At 47.4% G+C, this 19,119-nt stretch carries 18 protein-coding genes; 4 read left to right on the top strand and 14 right to left on the bottom strand.

Going from position 1 to position 19,119, the window contains the following annotated elements:
• Positions 1 to 160 precede the first annotated feature (160 nt).
• Positions 161 to 1,354 carry a hypothetical protein gene (locus Pan241w_RS15330; protein WP_232107160.1) on the bottom strand — a complete coding sequence of 398 codons (1,194 nt, stop codon included), beginning with the start codon at positions 1,352 to 1,354 and terminating at the stop codon, positions 161 to 163.
• A 6-nt stretch (positions 1,355 to 1,360) separates the two neighbouring features.
• Positions 1,361 to 2,347: a glycosyltransferase family 2 protein gene (locus tag Pan241w_RS15325; RefSeq protein ID WP_145217460.1), complete on the bottom strand. Its 987-nt coding sequence runs from the start codon at positions 2,345 to 2,347 to the stop codon at positions 1,361 to 1,363.
• A 69-nt stretch (positions 2,348 to 2,416) separates the two neighbouring features.
• On the opposite strand from Pan241w_RS15325, the gene Pan241w_RS15320 reads away from it, so the two are divergent.
• Both Pan241w_RS15320 and Pan241w_RS15315 read left to right on the top strand, forming a co-directional pair.
• Positions 2,417 to 2,863, top strand: coding sequence for a transposase (locus Pan241w_RS15320; protein ID WP_145209666.1), 447 nt, complete (start codon positions 2,417 to 2,419; stop codon positions 2,861 to 2,863).
• Positions 2,860 to 3,261 (top strand): transposase, encoded by a 402-nt coding sequence (locus Pan241w_RS15315; protein WP_145209663.1) that lies wholly within the window; start codon positions 2,860 to 2,862, stop codon positions 3,259 to 3,261. The genes Pan241w_RS15320 and Pan241w_RS15315 overlap by 4 nt, the downstream gene beginning before the upstream one ends.
• On the opposite strand, the gene Pan241w_RS15310 is transcribed toward Pan241w_RS15315, so the two are convergent.
• The 10 genes from Pan241w_RS15310 to Pan241w_RS15265 all read right to left on the bottom strand — a co-directional run bounded on the left by Pan241w_RS15310 (position 3,247) and on the right by Pan241w_RS15265 (position 14,389).
• Complete coding sequence (locus Pan241w_RS15310; RefSeq protein WP_145217457.1) at positions 3,247 to 3,567, bottom strand: glycosyltransferase family protein; 321 nt, start codon at positions 3,565 to 3,567, stop codon at positions 3,247 to 3,249. The genes Pan241w_RS15315 and Pan241w_RS15310 overlap by 15 nt on opposite strands.
• Positions 3,564 to 4,148, bottom strand: coding sequence for a serine O-acetyltransferase (locus Pan241w_RS15305; protein ID WP_145217454.1), 585 nt, complete (start codon positions 4,146 to 4,148; stop codon positions 3,564 to 3,566). Before Pan241w_RS15305 ends, Pan241w_RS15310 begins: the two co-directional genes overlap by 4 nt.
• A 49-nt stretch (positions 4,149 to 4,197) precedes the next feature.
• Positions 4,198 to 5,610 (bottom strand): glycosyltransferase family protein, encoded by a 1,413-nt coding sequence (locus tag Pan241w_RS15300; protein ID WP_145217451.1) that lies wholly within the window; start codon positions 5,608 to 5,610, stop codon positions 4,198 to 4,200.
• A 29-nt stretch (positions 5,611 to 5,639) separates the two neighbouring features.
• Positions 5,640 to 6,365 carry a polysaccharide deacetylase family protein gene (locus tag Pan241w_RS15295; protein WP_145217448.1) on the bottom strand — a complete coding sequence of 242 codons (726 nt, stop codon included), beginning with the start codon at positions 6,363 to 6,365 and terminating at the stop codon, positions 5,640 to 5,642.
• An 11-nt stretch (positions 6,366 to 6,376) separates the two neighbouring features.
• A complete protein-coding gene (locus Pan241w_RS15290) occupies positions 6,377 to 7,555 on the bottom strand; it encodes a glycosyltransferase (RefSeq protein ID WP_197999948.1) in 1,179 nt (392 codons plus the stop codon).
• Positions 7,556 to 7,674: 119 nt separating this feature from the next.
• A complete protein-coding gene (locus Pan241w_RS15285; protein WP_145217442.1) occupies positions 7,675 to 8,940 on the bottom strand; it encodes a GNAT family N-acetyltransferase in 1,266 nt (421 codons plus the stop codon).
• Between the two features lie 7 nt (positions 8,941 to 8,947).
• Positions 8,948 to 10,093, bottom strand: a complete 1,146-nt coding sequence (locus tag Pan241w_RS15280; protein ID WP_145217439.1) for a glycosyltransferase — start codon at positions 10,091 to 10,093, stop codon at positions 8,948 to 8,950.
• Positions 10,094 to 10,144: 51 nt separating this feature from the next.
• Positions 10,145 to 11,326, bottom strand: a complete 1,182-nt coding sequence (locus Pan241w_RS15275; RefSeq protein ID WP_197999947.1) for a GNAT family N-acetyltransferase — start codon at positions 11,324 to 11,326, stop codon at positions 10,145 to 10,147.
• A 34-nt stretch (positions 11,327 to 11,360) separates the two neighbouring features.
• Positions 11,361 to 12,869, bottom strand: a complete 1,509-nt coding sequence (locus tag Pan241w_RS15270; protein ID WP_145217433.1) for an oligosaccharide flippase family protein — start codon at positions 12,867 to 12,869, stop codon at positions 11,361 to 11,363.
• A 35-nt stretch (positions 12,870 to 12,904) separates the two neighbouring features.
• Entirely contained in the window at positions 12,905 to 14,389 is a 1,485-nt protein-coding gene (locus Pan241w_RS15265; protein WP_232107159.1) for an O-antigen ligase family protein, read from the bottom strand.
• Positions 14,390 to 14,731: 342 nt separating this feature from the next.
• On the opposite strand from Pan241w_RS15265, the gene Pan241w_RS15260 reads away from it, so the two are divergent.
• Positions 14,732 to 16,510: an ABC-F family ATP-binding cassette domain-containing protein gene (locus tag Pan241w_RS15260; protein ID WP_145217430.1), complete on the top strand. Its 1,779-nt coding sequence runs from the start codon at positions 14,732 to 14,734 to the stop codon at positions 16,508 to 16,510.
• 1 nt (position 16,511) lies between these two features.
• Here Pan241w_RS15260 and Pan241w_RS15255 read toward each other — a convergent pair whose 3' ends face one another.
• Together Pan241w_RS15255 and Pan241w_RS15250 are read right to left on the bottom strand one after the other, a co-directional pair.
• A complete protein-coding gene (locus tag Pan241w_RS15255; RefSeq protein ID WP_145217427.1) occupies positions 16,512 to 17,162 on the bottom strand; it encodes a 3-keto-disaccharide hydrolase in 651 nt (216 codons plus the stop codon).
• Between the two features lie 75 nt (positions 17,163 to 17,237).
• Positions 17,238 to 18,413, bottom strand: a complete 1,176-nt coding sequence (locus tag Pan241w_RS15250; protein ID WP_197999946.1) for a sialidase family protein — start codon at positions 18,411 to 18,413, stop codon at positions 17,238 to 17,240.
• A 313-nt stretch (positions 18,414 to 18,726) separates the two neighbouring features.
• On the opposite strand from Pan241w_RS15250, the gene Pan241w_RS15245 reads away from it, so the two are divergent.
• On the top strand, positions 18,727 to 19,005 hold the full coding sequence (locus Pan241w_RS15245) for a GlsB/YeaQ/YmgE family stress response membrane protein (protein WP_145217424.1): 279 nt from the start codon (positions 18,727 to 18,729) through the stop codon (positions 19,003 to 19,005).
• Positions 19,006 to 19,119 lie beyond the last annotated feature (114 nt).

Below are 19,119 nucleotides of genomic sequence, written 5' to 3'. Positions count from 1 at the left end.
GAAAGAGAGAATCTTCTGGGATACCTCTCCTGCAGCGCTGATATTGACACAACTTAAATATTTGGTCAATGCGAATCTGTTCAGAAAGAGGATTCCCTGCTTAACTCAGTAAAAATAGAGTGGAATCCTTACTTTTATTCAGCAAATGGGCCTTATTTCTTTATATTAATACCCCAGAAACGTGAGACTGGCCTGCGTGAATGGCTTCGAAATCTGGGGCAGTAGCTCCCTGTTCTGCCTGATGGATCAGAGCTGCCATCTCCCAGGCAGAGACATAGTAATATTTCCATTCGGGATGCTGTTTCGCTTCGTCACGCAGTGCGGCATGAAAGGCTTCCGTTTCGGGACCGAGCAAGGTGTCAATGTTCCTAGGTTTAGCGCCGTGGGTATGCAGTTTGATGAAGGTCCAGTCGGGACGGCCTGTGACGTGTACATCAGCTGCCAACCAGTGCTGGAAGCGGTTCAAGGTAGCGGGACGACCGCCGTGCAAATCTGAATTTTCGATGCGGGGCAGGAATCCCCATTTACGTTTGCTCCAGTCCAGTCGTAATGGCCCCTGGATCATTAACAGGCTGTCCTCTTCAGGAGAATGCCCCACGCTGGCAAGTGTCCCCTGATTGTGAGATTTGCATTGTCCCGGAATGTCTTTGGCATAGTAGATACTGTTAATGATTTGCGTCTGCGTGTCACTGGGAGCAGAGGGCATGGTCAGGTCTGCATAACAGCCTGTTTCCAATAGGATGTCGATTTCGTTTTCGACTCCACACCAACGCCTGTCCGGGCGTGAATTGCAAAGCGCCCAGTTGCCGTGGATAAAACCGTAGACGATTTCTCCGGTCTGAGGATCTTTTCGCAGCAAACCATGCCGATCAAACAAGGTCTGGCGAAATTCGTTCATTTTCTGACGCAGGCCTTCTGCGGTATCATTATCATGATGCAGGTGAACATCAACGTCGCCGAATCCTTGTTTGCAGAGTGCAGCCAGTCGATCCAGGTACTCGGGAGCATACTGGTCTTGTGGAAAGAAGAATGTATGTTGCGGAACCTGACCTCGAGAATCACTAAATTGGGAAAAACGGGCCGGGTATTCTTCACACCAGCGATCAATTCGGGCCAGCGCTTCCGATTTTACGGGGTTTCCCCATTCTGGTTCAAAATGGTCGCAGACTGCGATAAAGATATGGCGCGGTTGTGCTGGGCTGAAGGTGATTGTTTCATCGATCTTCTTCCGGACAAAATAAGCGGGTAGCCAGTACTGCATATTGCGCGCACGAATCGCCAGCCAGATTCCGCTCGTAAGGCCAATCAATAAAAGCACGCAAATTGTGATACACGTAATTATAAGCGAGGTCATGATAAATCAGCTTTTTGATGTTTGAGTAAATTCCGTCTCCGGCGTTTCTGAGCCGTGGGGAGGAAGATCTGGATTTGTCAGATCCTGCTCGTCTACCGGTAATGCGACTGTTTGACTGCGCTCGGTACGCTCCCAGGTTCCCGTTTGTGTGACAAAGAGCCAGCGGAAGAAACCGATTGCCAATGCCAGATTCATTTGGACGAACATGCCGGGGACCCGACAGAGTTTGAGAATACGGTTTCCTTTGACACATTTCATACCAACAAACGCGGTCAGATAGAACAGCCCTTGAGCGAGCAGTGTTATTTGATAAATCGGATTCTGTAGCAGACACAAATTGGCTACCAGTGCCAGGGTCATAAAAGCCGGACACAGCCAGCGCAGTAGTTTATGCGACCAGAATGCGAATGCGATCGATCCGTATCTGGGGTTCAGCAAGCCTTTGAGATACTTTAAACTCTGAAAGGCTCCAGTCCCGATTCTGATTCGCCGCTTGAATTCTGCGTGGACGGAAGTCGCAGTTTCTTCTCTGGCTATGGCAGAGTCATCGTAAATGAGACGGTGCCCTCCCAGATGTACCCGCATGCCGATCAGAAAATCGTCGATGATTGTCTCTGGTGGTATAGGAGAATAGAGAGACTTGCGAAGTGCATAAATGGCACCATTGACTCCAAGAACTGCTCCGATCTTTGTTTCACAATGTTTGAGGAAATTTTCATATTTCCAGTACAGGCCATCTACATTCTTTCCAGTAGCTGGGTCTTCCAGGATCAGCTGACCGCAGACGCAGCCGACGGTTTCGTGCTGGAAATGTCTGACAAGCTGTTTAATGCATTGGGGGTCCATATTTGTGTTTGCATCGGAAAAGACAATGATTTCTCCTGTAGCTTGGGGAACACAGTCATTCAGAACCGATGCTTTGCCGCGGCGTTGTTCAAATTGAATCAGTCTAATTTGCTCATTGTCATACGATTTGACTAGAGGTTGTCTCATAACGTCAAAAAAAGTGAACGGTTTGGCGCGTCTTTTGCATGAAGTGTTCTCCTGAAAGGAGAATTTCTTATGTATATGACGCTGGTCTGGTGGCCCAAACGAAAACGGGTTTCCACAAAAACAGCGTCCAGGACGGAACGCCCGGTCGTTTTGACCGATAAACAATGGTCTTTAGTCGCAAAACTGTTTCCCTGGACTCCCCCTTCCAAAAAGGGAGGACGTCCAAAAGCCCATCCACGAGATTGCCTGGAAGGCATTCTCTGGATTTTGGTGACAGGAGCACGATGGAAAGATTTACCAAGAGAGTATCCCTCAAAAGCGACGTGCCATCGACGTTTCCAGCAATGGACGATCGAAGGGCGGCTCTTATCTGCCTGGCAAATCATCTTGGAACGAATGGATGATGCTGGCCAGATTGATTTCTCGGAAACCTTTGCTGATGGCACTTTTGCCTCGGCAAAAAAAGGGGTAGAAGAGTTGGCCCGACTCGTCGTGGCAAAGGCACAAAGGTCATGATTTTTGTCGATCGTCACGGGACACCTGTGGCGATCGACACAGAATCGGCCCGTCGTAGCGAAGTCAAGCTGATCGAACCGCTGCTTGAAAAAATCACATTGCAAAATCGACAACCCGAGCGACTTGTTTATGACAAAGCCGCCGATTCGGACTCGTTGCGCAAACGGCTGATGGAAAAGAATATCGATCTGATCTGCCCGCATCGAAAATCGAGAGTCAAACCGCCGACGCAAGATGGTCGAAAGCTTCCACGCTTCAAACGACGTTGGATTGTGGAACGCAGTATTGCCTGGCTCCACAACTATCGTCGCATTGTCACGCGCTGGGAATATCACGATTACCTCTACGAAAGCTTTGTAATTCTTGGGTGTTTATTTACACTATTAAAAAGGTTTTGAGATGCCCTCTAGTTCCCCCGTCAGGTCTTCATTTCCATCACAGCCAATCAGGATTTCCAGTCGATCACTGGGGTAATCGAGTTTGGCAAGATTATTCAGGCGTTCCAGAATCACTGTTTCTTCTTTGTAAGCAGCGATCACGATCGAGACACGAGGCAGGGGACTGTTACTGGAAGTTTTCGTATCCTCTGGTTGTGTTTCACGGCGTCGCGTCAAGAACCAGAGAATCAGTGGATATCCAGCATAGGCGTAGATAATCAAAGCAATCGAGCTCCAGAACAGAAATTGTATCGGGAGGGAACTCATAGTGTGGGCCCTTTCTGATACTGTTTATAGGGGAGCTCAGCGTGATTGATTTCGTTCTGTTGTACAGGAATCTTCTCTGGATGAACTTTGATCACACGCGCGGGAATGCCGCCGACTGTCGTATGTGATTCTACGTTTTTAACGACTACGGCATTGGCGCCAACTTTAGAATGGGAACCGATCTGAACCGATCCGATGATTTTTGCGCCTGCACCAATGAAAATATCTGATTCGAGAACAGGAGAGACATTTCGTTCTGCACCGATGGTGACCTGGTGTTCCAGTTTAATATCATCGCCGGCCTTCACGGAGCCATTAATCACGATTCCCTGGCTGTGAATGATAACAAATCGACGTCCAAAGTCTGCACCGCGCCCGATGATACATTGGCAGAAAATAGCATTGCATTTATTGAATATCATCGCCAGGGGAAATAGTTTCCAGCGGCTCGCCCATTGCATCAGACGATACCAGAGCATGGCCATTGTACCATCGGTCAGGCAGGTCTTCAGCAAGGTGCGGGCAGAAGAACTCCCGTAACACCATTCTGATTTTGCTTTCAAGTCTTCCCAGAACTTCATTTTGTTCTCACTTCGTTTGTGATTGAATCATTTCTGTCAACAAGTTTCATCAAACATGATTCGAAACCAGTTGGTTTAGTAGCTCTGCTAATTGGCCCGCCTGGTATTCACGATTGAATGGATTGATTTTTTCCGAGTTTTCAATCTCAGTCGCAGGGTTTCCCTGCAGTCGAGCTTTGAGCCAGTTAACGATTCCAGCAGTGTCATTAGCTCGGAAATTTCCCGCAGGCCAGAAATCTTTCAGTATGCCTGCTGTTTCTCCCTCAGGAGTGATCGATAAAATTTCACGATTGATTGCCAGGTATTCGAATAGTTTTGCTGGGGCGACTCTGTCGGCTCCCTCGACATCACTCAACAGTAAACAGAGAGCATCAGCGGCTGCCATCTTTTTTAATGCTTCATGGTGCGAGCAATAATCTTCAGTGATCAATGTGCTTTTCGTTCGCGTTATCCGTTCTAGCAAGGCCTGTTGTTCGGGAGTCTTTCTTCCGATGAATTGTAATTCCAGCCCGGAAAGGATCTTGGGGTTCTCATGGTGAAGTGCTTCAATGGCTTTCACAAGTGGTTCTACTGTGGTCAGATTCCATAGTGTACCCGTATAGACAATGCGAAATCGTTTTTGGTTGCCGTGTTTCTGTGCCTGATGACCTGGTTCATCGAGAAATTCAAAATCGTCCCGGTCAAATCCATTGTAAATGCACCGGCCTATTGCATCAGTTCCAAACTGATGTGCGCGATCCAGAAGACGTTGCGTACTGGCTTGTGTTGTTGCCACGATGGCGTCTGAATGCCGCATGACAGATCTCTGTAGTCGTGTCTGAATCAGATTTGAGATGGAATCCTGCTGGTGGTTTTCCAGGTATTTACTGCTGAGATCCCATTCATCACGAAAGTCTGCGATCAAAGGCAGATGGAATTTTTGTTTTAATTTGCTGGCCAAAATCAAATTTGAATAGGGAGGGGCAGTCGCCAGAATGGCATCGTGGTGCAGGTTTTTCAATAGTCTCTTGCCTGCCTTCAGTGCATTAGGATACCACAATATTTGTGCATCCGGCTGCAATAGCAGCCCGGCGCCTGTTTTTGCCAGTTTGCGGCAGACTGATTTTGCAGGAGCGAGCAAGCTGTTGCTGGCGTGCCCCGTTTTATTCTGGTTCCCCATGTTCTTTTTCAGGGCGTAGCCGGGTTCCCAGGTGCGTGCTTTTTCCAGATGTGTTTCTTCCGGAATGTCGACTAAAAGACTGTTGTCAAATACAGGAACAGAGGGGTTCGCGGCCATGAGTACACTGACATCCCAACCAAAACGTCGCAGGTATTTCACGAACTTGACGGGGCGTTGTACGCCAGCACCGCCAACTGGTGGAAAATGATAGCTGACCAGCAGCAGGCGTTTTCTACCGGTTACCTGATATGCTTTTTCCCCAGAAACTGGTGTTTCAACAGGATTTGATATTATTGTCGACATGAAAATACATTCCTCAAAATCTGAAACAATCAGGTGACGACCTGCTGATTGATGATGGATTGGTAACTTTTGTGAGCCAGCCAATGACTGACAATATGAGATTGGATATGGACGTCCTGACGCTCGGAAAGCTGTTTCACTGCTTCGTCAGCATAGGGGTGATTATCGTGCATTAAGCAGATGTTTCCTTCCTGAGGACAATACTGCTGGCACCAGTCTGTAATGGCTTTGATGTCTTGCATAAGATAGTCACGTGGATCGGTATCCCAGAGGACCACGGTATGTCTCTGGAGCCAGAGCCCCAGGATTTTCCCCACAGTCAGTTTTCCTTTTGGAGGGCGAGCAAGGTCCGGAGCTCGTCCAGTAATTTGAGTCAGCAGTTGATCGGTTTGTTTAATCTCATCCAGAAAGTGTCGCGTTGACGTTTCAGAAGGCTCACTATGGGAAAAAGTATGGTTTCCGATTTCGTGACCTTCATCAATGATGCGTTCAATCAATTCCGGGTGCTGCTGTGCCTTTTCGCCGATTACAAAAAATGTTCCCCGTTGATGATATTGATTCAGTGTATCTAACAGGCGGGGCGTGTATTCAGGATGGGGACCATCGTCAAATGTAAAAGAAACATTGACATTTGGTCTTTTTTGTTTGTCTTGAAGATCAGTCGACTGTTGACCGGGCGTACCATGAACCAGAAACAGTCTCTGTGGGATGACTGTCGGGATCGCTTTCTTGATCAGTTGGCGAATAGTGTTCATGGTTTTGTGTTTCAGCTCTGTTGTCGAATTCTTCTTTTTTTACGCCGATATGAAGATCTTGTTTTCTGTTTGTTTGTTAATCCTGATGAAAAACGAGTACTGCAGTCAGAAAGGATCTGGCTGATTTGTACTGCAGATTCCTGCCAGGAAATCGGTTCAAAACTCCGTTTTTCGTTCTGAATCGGTGCGCCAAACATACTGCTGATTGCTTCAGCGAGTTCGTTTGGATCATTCGGGGGAACCAGTTGATCACAGATGGGATCTGCAATCTCGGGAATCCCTCCCACACGGCTGGCCACAAATTGTTTGCCGCAGGAAATGGCTTCCAGAAGTACGTTTGGTATGCCTTCTGAAAGACTGGGGAGTGCGATGACGTCAGCAGCACGATACCAGTCAGCCAGTCGGGATTGTTGTTGTGATCCGTTTAACTGGAATTGTCCTTCTAATCCATAATCGTTGGCTTTTTGTAATAATGTGGCTTCTAATGAACCATCACCTAAAACATAGCATGTAAAAGGGATACCCTGTTTACTTATTTTCAGACAGGCATCCAGCAGCACCGTATGACCTTTGACTGGTTCAAGTCGACCTACGCTGACGATGATTTTTCGGTCGAGAGGGAGCCCGAGTCTCTGTCGGGCTGATTGCTGATCTCCGGGCGTAAACAGGCATCGGTTCACACCACGATAAACCGTATGGATTTTCTGCGGATGGATTTTCATGTTTTTGACTGCAGACATGATGTCGTCGCTGACGGTAATGACTCCGTCGGCTTGTTGTAGAACGTTTATGATCGCCCGCCTGCGGTGGCGATTTTTGGTGAGCAGTAAAATATCGCTGCCCCCTGTCATCACAACGACGGGGAGCCCATGGTCCCGTGCTGCTCTTACGGCGACTTCTCCGTCGGGATGCAACCAGTAGGAGAGGATAATGTCCGGCTGGAATCGTGTGATTGCCTGCTGGAGCGCCTTCTTGATGGACCAGTATAAAAATTGTCCGTAATGCTGGTGAAGTATTTTAGGAGTGTAATAAAAACGTGGATATTCCACGCTCAGACGAGTTGTGTTTTCGATGGGACTCCATTCTCGATTTAATGAAGTTTTACTCTTAGTTAGATGTGAGGACTCGTCGAGCCATGAAACGGGAGAGACGACATGCGTCGGGTGTAATTCCGACAAGGCCTGGATCATGGAACAATTGAACGTACCTTTCCCGGGGTATAGCGAATTTGGAAACACATTTGAAAGAAATAAAATTTTCATTGCAGGCCTGTCGTTCGTTGAGAATGAACCACGTATGCTCCATTTATTTATCTGCTGCCCAATTTTCCATATCGTACGATTTGACGTAGGGCGGTATACACACCAGATGCTTTGAGACATTTTCTAACAAGATCGTCGATGAATCGTGACGTTTTTAAATAGTGCAAGCGAAGTTTGTTTCTGATTGTGGATGGCAGTAGCAGCATGGCACAGCTCTGTGTGAGTTGAGAACTGTAACGTTGTTTGTATTCTGCATCACCTTCACCAAAATCATATATTTGAGGAGTATCGTGCTGAATCAGGTCTTCCAGTATCAGCAGCAAGAGTGTCTCTCCTGGGGAAACGCTTGCGAAATTGAGGTCGAATCCGAATTCCAGGTCGCAATAAACTCCTCGATGTTGACTGCCCACTTTGAATGCAATTGGCTGGTCGTCTTTCATTAATAGATAAGACCGCAACCAACCTTGCAGTGCCAGGAACGTTAACTCTTCCAGTTCCTTTTCATCATTTTTAATCCGTAGTCCCAGCCGTTGTGTTTGCCAGCTATTCAGGGAAATTTGATGTGCGGCTTCCAGGAAACCGACAACCTGATCTGGTTGTGTGATGCATACCATGCGCATCTCACTATTCTGACGTAAGAGTCTCCGGTGCTTTCTTCTTGATTTCGATCGAAACTGATTCCAGTAATCTTCAGAGTTGTCTGGAAAATGAATCAGGCTCCGGCTTTGGAATCCTGTGTGCGAGTAGGTCAAGAAGCGGTTTGAAGCATCTTGGATGGAATGATTCAGGGGCGTATTAACAAGTAAGTCTTCAATTAACAGGAATGCTGCATTTTTTTTCTGACAAAAGGTAAGTGCAGATTCCAGCAGGTGTGAAAGGATTGATTCGTCTTGTCCGATCTCCTGCTGTATCAGGAATCGGTTTCCGCATAAAAAATATCCAGGAAGCGTTCTGGCGGGGCCAATGCCTTTCAGGGTTTTGGTATTAATGTATTTGGGTGATAAGATACCGATGGCAACGAGGGCTTCCTCTTTTCGGCATTGCATCAGGTAACCCGGATGCTGTGGATACATTTCGTGATAAATCGAAATCAGACGTGAAACATGGTCTGGATGTTGATGTAAATCTGCGTTGGGATCAGCTTCGAAAAGTCTTAGCCAACTTTGATATGTTTCTGAAACAGGCTGTAGCGCTAGACTGTGCAATGCAGAGAATACAATCTGCAAGTCATTCTGCCCGGCAGCCGTTTCAGGGGATTCGGCGATCCAGGAATCCAGGTTTTCGTGTTGTTGGATAGTTGATTTCGTATTCATGGCTATTTTATTTACGCGTGGTAGTTAAGACATTGAGATAAAGGGCTTCGTAGTCTTTGATCATTGTTCGAATGTTAAAGTGCTGTTCTATTCGTTGACGGGCTCGTTGCCCCATTTGCTGCCAATCTGCTTTTTGCTGACACATTACTAAAATGGCATCTGCTAATTGAGCTGGATCAGCGGCAGGGACTAGCGTCCCTGTATCTGGTTGTTGTACGATTTCCGGATTGCCGCCTACGGCAGTGGCGACGATGGGGAGACCGACCGACATGGCCTCCAACAATGTCAATGAAATTCCTTCTGTTAGCGAGGATGAAACGTAGAATCCTGCCTGGCTTAGAAGGTTGGGGATGTCGTTTCGTTCTCCCAGGAACTGCACATGAGGCTCTAAATGCAGTTCGGCTGATTTTTTCTCGAGTTTTGTTCGCTCGGGCCCATCTCCGACTATCATTAACTGAAATTCTGGAAGCGTGTCGATAACCAGTTTGACTGCTTCTAACATCGTAATCAGATCTTTTTCGGGGGAGAGTCTGGAAACGGTAATGGCGGTTAAATCATCAGCAGGACCTGTAAATACAAAACGGTCAACATCAATGCCGTTCCAGATACGAGTGACTTTTCTGTCAGTTAACCAGCCAATTTGCTTACAGCGTTTTCCTGTATCGTCAGAAACAGGAACCACACGATCAGCGATGCGGCTGGCCAGAGCAAATTGCAAGCGTTCATTGAATGTTTCGCCGAAGCGCCTTCCATGTCGGGTGTGAATGATTGCCGGTATCTTCGCCCGGCGCCCCGCCAAGCTACCATAGAAATGTGGATACGCGTTATGTGTGTGAAGAACGTCGTAATTTCTTCCCTTAAGAAAGTGTGATAACTGACTGATGCGCGCCAGTTTCCCGCGCGCCGTTAAAGGATAATCAAATACCGGACAACCTAACCGTTGAATTTCTTCTGCTGGCTGTCCTGTCTCTCCCAAGGCGATAAATTCGAGTTCGAACTGATCCGGATTATGATAGCGCGCAAAATCAACAAGGAGTCTTTCCAGCCCCCCCGTGCATAAAGTCAGGCTAAGATGACAGACGCGCAGACGACGACTATCTGTCATCTCTGGAATTGGCTTAGTTTGAATTTCGCTTGCTTCAATAGTGCTCATGTTGGGGTCCTGTCAGGAGTTCATTGATTTGATCCTGTTGGTTACCAGTTGTTATTCCGGTTTTTGATTGACTCTTTTAATCAAGTTCATTGATTGTTTTATTTTTCGTAAGGCGTTTAATGCAGTGAATTTCCAGCGGGGACGCTTGATTTGTGCCCAGGTTAAGTAACTGTGGTGTGTGCTCATTTTCTGTTTGTGATGGGTGTTCCCTGCGAGAAAATCGTACGCATCGAATCCGCGTATGAAGCATTCTTCGATACAGAGATAATCGGCGATCACACCAGGACTGAGTTTGCCTTTGTATTCGGCGGAACCACCCTGGTAGCAGAGGACCCGGTTTCGATCCATTAAAACCTGGACGCAGCCGATGACCTGGCCTTCGATTTTGACGCGAAACAGCCCCATCTGATTTGAGGGGATCAATTTCTGGATGAGATCTTTGTGGAACTCAGTAAAACGGGTGCTGGCGTACGAACCTGGCTGACCTTCTTTTTGCCAGCGCGCCTGATGGAGTGAAACCAGATCAGCAAAGATGGAGTCTGCCTCGTCGGTTGTTTCCGCCCATTCTGTTGTCAGGCTGCCATAGGATTTCATGTTTTTTCGCAAGTTTTTGCGAGTAGAATATCCAAATCCCGAAATGACTTCGCGTTCTTCCTCTCTGATTTGTTTCAGATCAAAATAATGGCTTTCAATTTTACGAATTGTTGTTTCCTGAAGTGGAAGGTCCCAGGCTTCCAGTTCTGCACTGGCGAATCCATCAAACATAAATGAATCCCACTCATTGTTTTCTGAAATCGTACTGAGTAAATCCGACATGAATGCCCGTTGGTCTTCGGCTTGGACCAGCAGGGCATTGTATTCGACACAGACACTGTCAGCAGCAGGCTCGCCGGCAGTTCCCAGATGCAGTGTATTCACCGCCAAGGGGCCATCAAACTGGTCGATACCTTCCGTTAAGAGGCAGATTCCGCAAGGAAGATCCTCTTTAAAGGCAACCGCAAAAGAGTAGGGGATCAGATCTCCATAATGTTCCAACCAGGTTGAAGTCCAGATATGCGAACACATTAAGGGGACATCATTAAATTGTGCCTCTAATGTTTTCCACAACTTCAGACAATACTCTTTCTGATTGCTGTCATAGAGACTGATTGAAAGAGCTGAGTGCGTATTTTGCTCATAGTTGATGTCAGTTTTCGTGTCAATTGGTTGATTCAGGCAGTCAGTCGTTGTCATTAGGTAACTCATAGATTTAAAAATGATCAAGAAATTAAGTGTTTAAAGAGTTCGATACAGACCGGTTGAGTAACATGGTTCCTTTTTCAAAAACAAACCAGGTACCAACCAGGAACACACCCCCACCGGCGGCCACGCCCACCAGTGTGAACCAGGAATTTCGGATTTCGAAAAAATGAGGTAGGTAATAGGAGTATCCCAGTAAAACTAGTAATGGTGCCACGGTAGGTCCGATTGCAGTACGCAGGAGTTGTCCTGCAGTGATATTCAGTTTTTTCATAGCGTACGGCAGGATGATTCCCAATTCTGCAATCAGAATTGGAATGGCGGTTCCCAGAGCCACTCCCACCAGACCTAAAGATTGAATCAGAATCACTGACAGAATCAGGTTGGCTACCGCTTCTCCCATGTAAATCAGTGATGGTATTTTGACATTGCCCATGCCATACAGAACTGATCGAAATGTTGATACAGGTAGAGCGACGATCCGAGCCCCCAGCAGAATCATTAATATCAATTGACTTTGGGGATATCCGGGGCCGATCCAGGTAGTAATGAGTGTGTTTCCAAAGAAGCAGATGCCGATGAAAAAGCCGGTAACCAATAAAAAAGAGAGCGAGACTCCATTCAATACCAGCTTTTGTAAGGCGTGATGGTCTTCGTTTGCATGTAATTCGCCAGCGCGAGGCATAAAGACTTTACCGATTTGTGCAATGGGCATATTGATGAATTGTGTTAACCGCAGTGCGATATAGTAGGGGACAATGACAGCCGGGCTGAAGAAGATACCGATGAGAATGGAGTCGGTTGCTTCGATTAACGTCCAGGCAATGGCATCGATGAATGCATAGCCGCTGAAGGAACCACATTCTTTGAGAATGGTCCAGTCCATGTACTTGGGGCCAATACGGAATGTCTTGACCTGTCGAAAGGCAAAAAAGAGATTCCCCAGATTCTCAAACAAAGTGATCGCGAAGAAAATGATTGCAATCGTGAGCAGTCCCCATTCGGCTTTGAGGAAAAGGACCGTCAAAATTAACCGCAGGATACCACCGGTCAGATTCACACTGCGTTCGATATCGAAGCGTTGAATTCCCATCAACACACCACCGAATACACTGCCCGCAAGACCTACAAAAACATTCAGACCCAGAATGAGAATTACCAGCCGGATTTCAAACAGAGAGATGGAACCCCAGTCTGACAGGTGTGGTGCCAGCCACGCGAGGATACCCGCTGTCAGAATCGCCAGTAGACCCATTCCCAGATAGATCGCAAAGATGACGTTCGAGACATGATTCAGCCGAGTCCAGTCCTCTTTCGCATGATAGTGGGCCACATAGCGACTGATTGTCTGGCCAAAACCGAGGTAGAGTAATCCGGAATATCCGGCGATCGCGTTGATGAAAATCCAGCTTCCGTATTGCGCATCACCCAGGATGTGCAAGACGTATGGCATTAGAAATACGCCGATTAACAGGCTCACCCCATGGTTGAGCCAGTTCGCGATTAGATTCGTTTTGACCGATCGGCGTTGATTCATTATCTAGACTTTCAGACTTTTATCTCTCTGAAGGGTTAATGTGCAAAAATTCGGACAAAGATAAACAAGGCTGCCAGTAATCCCAGACTGACGCCTACAAGTTGCAATAGATGCTGTTTATTCCAATAAATCAGCGGAGTTGGTTTTGCCAGACTGGCTCCTGCGAGATTCAGATAAGCGGCGGAAACACCGACAATCATATAGGTCGGAACAACATAGCAGCGGGATAACGACATCATGCCACCACACCAGGCAGCCAGGATGGCTCCAGCGTAAGGCAGATAACGTTCCAGTTCCGAATCTCGGAAAATGGGTCTGCCTTTGTTAGAACTCTGGAATCGTGCCAGGCGATAAATCCCCAGGCCGGCAAAGAAAAAGCAGCCGATAAACAGGGTACCACCGAAGATTCCCAGTTCTGTGAATGCATGTACGAACGAATTATGAGCTGCCAGCCCTGCGAGGTCTGAATATTCTCCCTGACCGATCCCGAAAAGTAAGTCGGGAGATTTCAAAGCAGACAATCCCTCTCGCCAGAGTAAAATGCGGTCGTGTCCTGTTCCTGAATTCAGATCAATATTTCCCTGGCGCCCTGCAAGGATCGTCAGTCCTGCCATGCCGACCAAAGCACAGGCGATGGCCGCTTTTTTGCCATATTTTGGGAGCACGAATACCATGCCTGCAATACCCAATGTTAGCAATCCCCCTCGTGATCGCGTATAGATCAAACCAATTCCCAGAACGATCATACTCAAAATCCAGAAGAACCGGAGTGGGCTGGCAGAGGGATCGTTGAAAAAGAAAAGACAGAGAATGCCCGTCGTGACAATCAGGACCGACAAATCGTTAGGGTCCTGGAAAATACCAGTACCCCGCATCCGGAACACGCGGATCGTTTCGCCTGCATCGGAAACGCCATCACGGTCACTGACATGCTTGATGAATTCAAAATCAAATACGCCCGAGTAGTCGATCACGCAGAGCAGGATCATGATTGAAGACGCGATAGCGACCGATTTCAATAATCCTTTTAGACGTTTGGGAGAATCGATGATTGAAACCAGCAACATGTAATAGATGAGTGTTTTCAAAAAAGCGATTGTGGATGTACGGATTCCGTAAAAATACATATGCGAAGCATGTGAGAGAGCGACTGCGACTAAAACGCCGATGACACAAAAAGTGATCGGCTGGCGCTTTAACATGGGCATTTGCAGATTACGTTTTATTTGATCGAGAGAAAGAAAAAATGAAGACACGATCAACACTTCGTAGATTGGCAAATTTGCAAGTGCGGGGACCAGTTCTGCTGGTCTCAGAAACAGAGTAATATTCACCAGTAAGAACAGGTAATAGGCGTTATTCGGGGCCGAAGTTCCACCGATGATAGAGGTTGGGGCTGCAGAACGACGTCTGGGCGAACGGATCGTGGCCGGTTTGCGCAGAGTCTGGCTATATCCCATCATTTGTTGATGATCGGTTTCACCGGGAGCGTCTTGAGTCAGATTCGCTTCATTCGCCATTTTTAATTTCAGTACTGTGAAAACAGTCTTTCTACGCCAAACGCAGGGCAGTCCGGTTCATGAGACGGAATTTCCCGAGATTGTTTCAAAAAGTGCACTCTGTAGTAAAAGATAGATCAGGAACCGGGGGCATGAAGGGCGAATTGAAGGTTTCCCATTCATTCCAGGCTGTAATAATTGCTATAACCGGCACGATGTATTGAAGGCGGGGCAAAAGAAATATATCCAGAGCAAACGCGGCACGTTTGATCAATTGAATCCTTTTCTCGATCCCGTTATCTTCTCTGTCCTCGTGTATACGGTTTGCTTGAGGAAATTCTGGTTCAACAATTGAGAAGTGTGATGGCGACCCTGATTGAAATATCAAATGTGACAAAGAGTTATGGCGCTCAGGAACTGTTAAAAGAGGCTTCGATTGCGCTCGCCGATGAGCAGAAAATCGGCTTCATTGGGCGAAATGGGGCCGGGAAATCGACTTTATTGCGGATTCTACTGGAAGAAGAGACTGTTGACAGTGGTCAGATTATTCGTCATCCAAATCTGCGAGTGGGGTACCTGCGTCAGCACGATCCGTTCAAACCGGGTGAAAGTGCTTTGGATTTTTTAATGCGTGACAGCGGGCAGCCTGACTGGCGATGCGGCGCTGTGGCGGGACAGTTCGAACTGAAAGGCCGCTTTCTGAATGGGCCGGTCAAAGAACTGTCGGGTGGATGGCAGACGCGTGTTAAACTGGCGGCTCTATTACTGCATGAACCCAATTTTCTGATGCTGGACGAACCGACGAACTTCCTGGATTTGCGCACGCAGTTGTTGCTGGAAGACTTTTTAAAAGACTATCGTGGTGCCTGCCTGGTTGTGTCTCACGATCGGTCATTCCTGAAAGCAATCTGTACACAAACGCTTGAACTTAAGCGGGGTAAATTGACTCTGTTTAACGGGGATGTCGATCAGTATCTAGAGAATCAGGAGATTCTCAAGGAACGCGATGAACGAACCAATGCGACAGTGCTTGCGAAACGCCGGCAATTGGAAACATTCATCGCAAAGAATAAAGCGGGGGCCAATACCGCTTCACAGGCACGCAGTAAAGAAAAGCAACTGGCTCGTTTGACCTTAACGGAGATTGAAGGTGCGGAATCCACGGTCAATATCATTATTCCCCAAACAGAAAAACGTCAGGGTATTGCTTTGTCCTGTGAGGATCTGGCGATTGGGTATCCGGACTTGCGTGTTGCCGAGAACATCACACTTGAAATTGAACATGGAGCACGGGCAGCGATTGTCGGGGATAATGGACAGGGGAAAACGACCTTTCTGCGAACTATAACAGACTCGCTGCCACCTATCGATGGGAATCTGAAGTGGGGTTATCACTGTAACGTTGCCTGTTATGCACAGCATGTTTATACGTCTTTACCTGATAATCAGACGATTCGCGACTATCTGGAGCTGGAGTCGGCTCCCGGTACCACAACACAGCAAATTCTTGCGGTCGCAGGCAGCTTTTTGTTTAAAGAACAGGCTCTGGACAAACCTATTAAAGTATTAAGTGGGGGTGAACGAGCCCGTTTGTGCCTGGCCGGTATTTTGCTGGGCAAACATTCGATTCTGATTCTGGACGAGCCTGGTAACCACCTGGATGTAGAAACTGTGGAAGCTTTGGGAAATGCGTTGGTTGATTTCCAGGGAACGGTGATTTTTACCAGCCACGATCGTCATTTTATGAGTAAAGTGGCCACCGATGTGATTGAGGTCGCCAATGGTAGTGTGAAAAGCTATGAAGGCGATTATGATGCCTATCTTTATCGTGTGAAAAAAGAAGTTGCGGACGGGCATCGTGAGCAAAACCAGGCATCGATCGCACAGCAGGAGCAGAAGAGTTCGGGGCCGCGTGAAAAAGGTCTGGGGGGCAAAATCAAAAACGCCCGTAAAGAACTTTCTGCGATTGAACGCAAAATTGCGCAGCTGGATGAGAAACGAAACGAAATCAACGACAAGTTTCTCAAAGCCACCAATCCGGAAAGAGCAGAAGAACTCCATGCGGAAATGCAGCCGTTGGTCGATGAAATCGGCGAACTAGAAATCCGCTGGATGGAGCTCTATGAGTTTCTGGAGCAGTAATTCAAAATTCTTTGATTTGAATGTTTTTATACTCCACATGGCTGCCATGTCCCAACAGGCCGATATGGCCGCGTTTGTTTTTCAAACCGGGATGTTTGGCAAGGACTTTTGCGTCTTTAATGTCTGATAAATCAGTGTTTAAAATTGTGATCCCATTTACGATCACCGTAATTTTAGAACCGCGATAGATGATTTCTTCATGATTCCACTCGCCCACCGGTTTGAGTGCTCCTTTTTTTGCAGGTATCACATCGTAGACAGAACCGTGGTATTGCGTCGGTTTGAGTTTCTTAGGATAGCCGACGTTGTCTAGAACCTGGATTTCGATTCCTTCATATGCAGGACGCTGATCGACCAGAGGGCAACGAATGGCAATTCCATTATTAGCCGCTTTCGTCAGCTTGAAGTCGAACTGGAGACTGAAATCACCATATTCTTTTTCTGTGAAAAGGAATCCACCACCATCAGCGGGGCAGATGAGCTTCCCATCTTTAACATGATAGCCTTTCCGGTTAGCGCGTTTGAGCGTCCAGCCTGTAAGATCCTGACCGTTAAATAAGGGGGTATATCCAGCCTGCGGATGCTCCGCATGAAGCGCGCTGGCGTTAAGGATCAGACTGAAAACAAAGGCGGTGATAAAAGGCGATCTCATACGAACATACCCAATCTTCTATTACAGCAGGATCGGTAATTAAGCCGATCCTGTCTGTGTGGTGGTAAAAATGTATTATTTTTTTCCGGTGGCCTGGTTAATTAGCACGCGCTGCCGGACTTTTCCGGAAACTGCTTTCCCAGCGAGCACATCTGCTTCTGTGAAGGTTGCCATCAGGATCTTTTTGTCGCCGGTGCGTGAGTAATCATAAATAATATAAATGGTGCCGTCATCACTCTGTACGCCATCTGGGTAGGAGACTCCCGGTCGTTCATCCAGGAGTAGGCCTCCTTGCCAGGTCTTTCCATCATCGGTCGAAATATACGCCGTCAGGTCTCGGCGTGTTTTTTTGTTTTTGGGATTGTGACGTACCAGCAGCAGATTTCTTGAGTTTAATCTGCGAATGAAAAACCGGGCATTGATATGAGGGATAGACGACTCTTCGCCGGCTGACCAGGTTTTGCCGCCGTCTGTGGAAATCGATTCGCCGATGCCGTAACTGGTCCTGACGAGGGTCCAGAGGCTCTTGTCTTTTCGTTCCACGACCATGTGCTCGTCAAAGGTGCGGTGAGGGACGTCAGTTTGTCCCAGTAGTTGAAACGATTTTCCTTTGTCTTTGGAGATGAAAATATTTCCGCCACGTTCTTCCGGTAAGTCAAATCGATGTTCAATCGAATCTTTGGCTTTCTGTTTCCAGATTGCCACTGGAAGCAGCCAGTCTCCGTTGGAGAGCACCGTCGGCTTATTCATCATGATGCCATTACACAGGCGGCGTGGTTCACTCCACTTGGGATTCTCTTTGTCGGATTCATCCGTTGTAATCGCCCAGACACCACTGCGGCCATCCCACCAGCGATAGGATTGTGCCCAAAAGACCCACATCCGACCGCTGGGATCGTGCCAGATTGTCGGGTCATATGCTCTTACCGGGCCAGGGGGATCAATGACGAGTTTGGGACCTGACCAGGTTTTTCCATCATCGCCGCTGGTGACCAATGTTACGTAGTTCAATTCCCCTTCACCCGTACCGCCCGCATACCAGAGTGCCCAGAGACGCCCCTTGGCTGAACGTTCCAGTCCGGGGATACCCTGAAACATCCGGGTATCATCGGCATATTCTTTACCGGGATTCGTGTTCACAGGAGGAGCGACAAGAGCAGGGTCTTTGTCTGTGGCGAAACAGAAATTCGTCGAACCGGAAATTAATGTGATTGTGATCAGTGAGAAATAAATCAGAGTGAGTGAGCGCACGGTGTAACCTCTTCGTAGATGCAATAGACGCTATAGTAAATATCAAGTAGTTATCATCAAAGATTTCCAATGTAATGCTAACAAAATTCCAGATCAGAGGCGAGTATTTCCGATAAACAAACAGAAATATGAAAATGTTTTGCGAATGCCTGCGAATACCACTTTGGCGAGCAGAAAGTACGGCTGGACAGACTCACGTTTCTGACCTAGAGTATTCATGTGTAGATTGGTCAGTGACATTTTAACGAATCATTTTCAAATCATATTAATTCAGGTCCTGTCTGAGACGACACAGGCAATCACGAGGCAATTTATGACGTTACCAGAATTTATTATCTTATTGATTGTTGCCGGGCTTTGCGGAAGCATCGGAAGGGCACTGGCAGGAAGTGCGCGGGGTGGGTGCCTGGTTTCAATCGCCTTAGGCTTTATCGGTGCTCTCCTGGGGGGCAAGATTGCCCAGATGGCGGGATTACCGGAAATATTTGCCGTTTCCTTTGGCGGTAGAGATTACCCAATCGTCTGGTCCATTATTGGTGCATCCATTTTTGTTGCGATCCTGGGATTGCTGTCCGGGCGATCTCGCTCGTAGACACGGTTTTTCTGTTTTCAGAAACGCCAGATTCAAACTGAGACGGCCCCGACCGGCATTGCAGATTTTTGCTCTGTTGAACATACTATGACACTGTTCGAATCATTCCCGACT

The organism is Gimesia alba (genome assembly GCF_007744675.1).
GTDB classification, from domain to species: domain Bacteria; phylum Planctomycetota; class Planctomycetia; order Planctomycetales; family Planctomycetaceae; genus Gimesia; species Gimesia alba.
The sequence above is the reverse complement of the archived record's forward strand: the minus strand, read 5'-3'. Positions and strand labels throughout refer to the sequence as shown.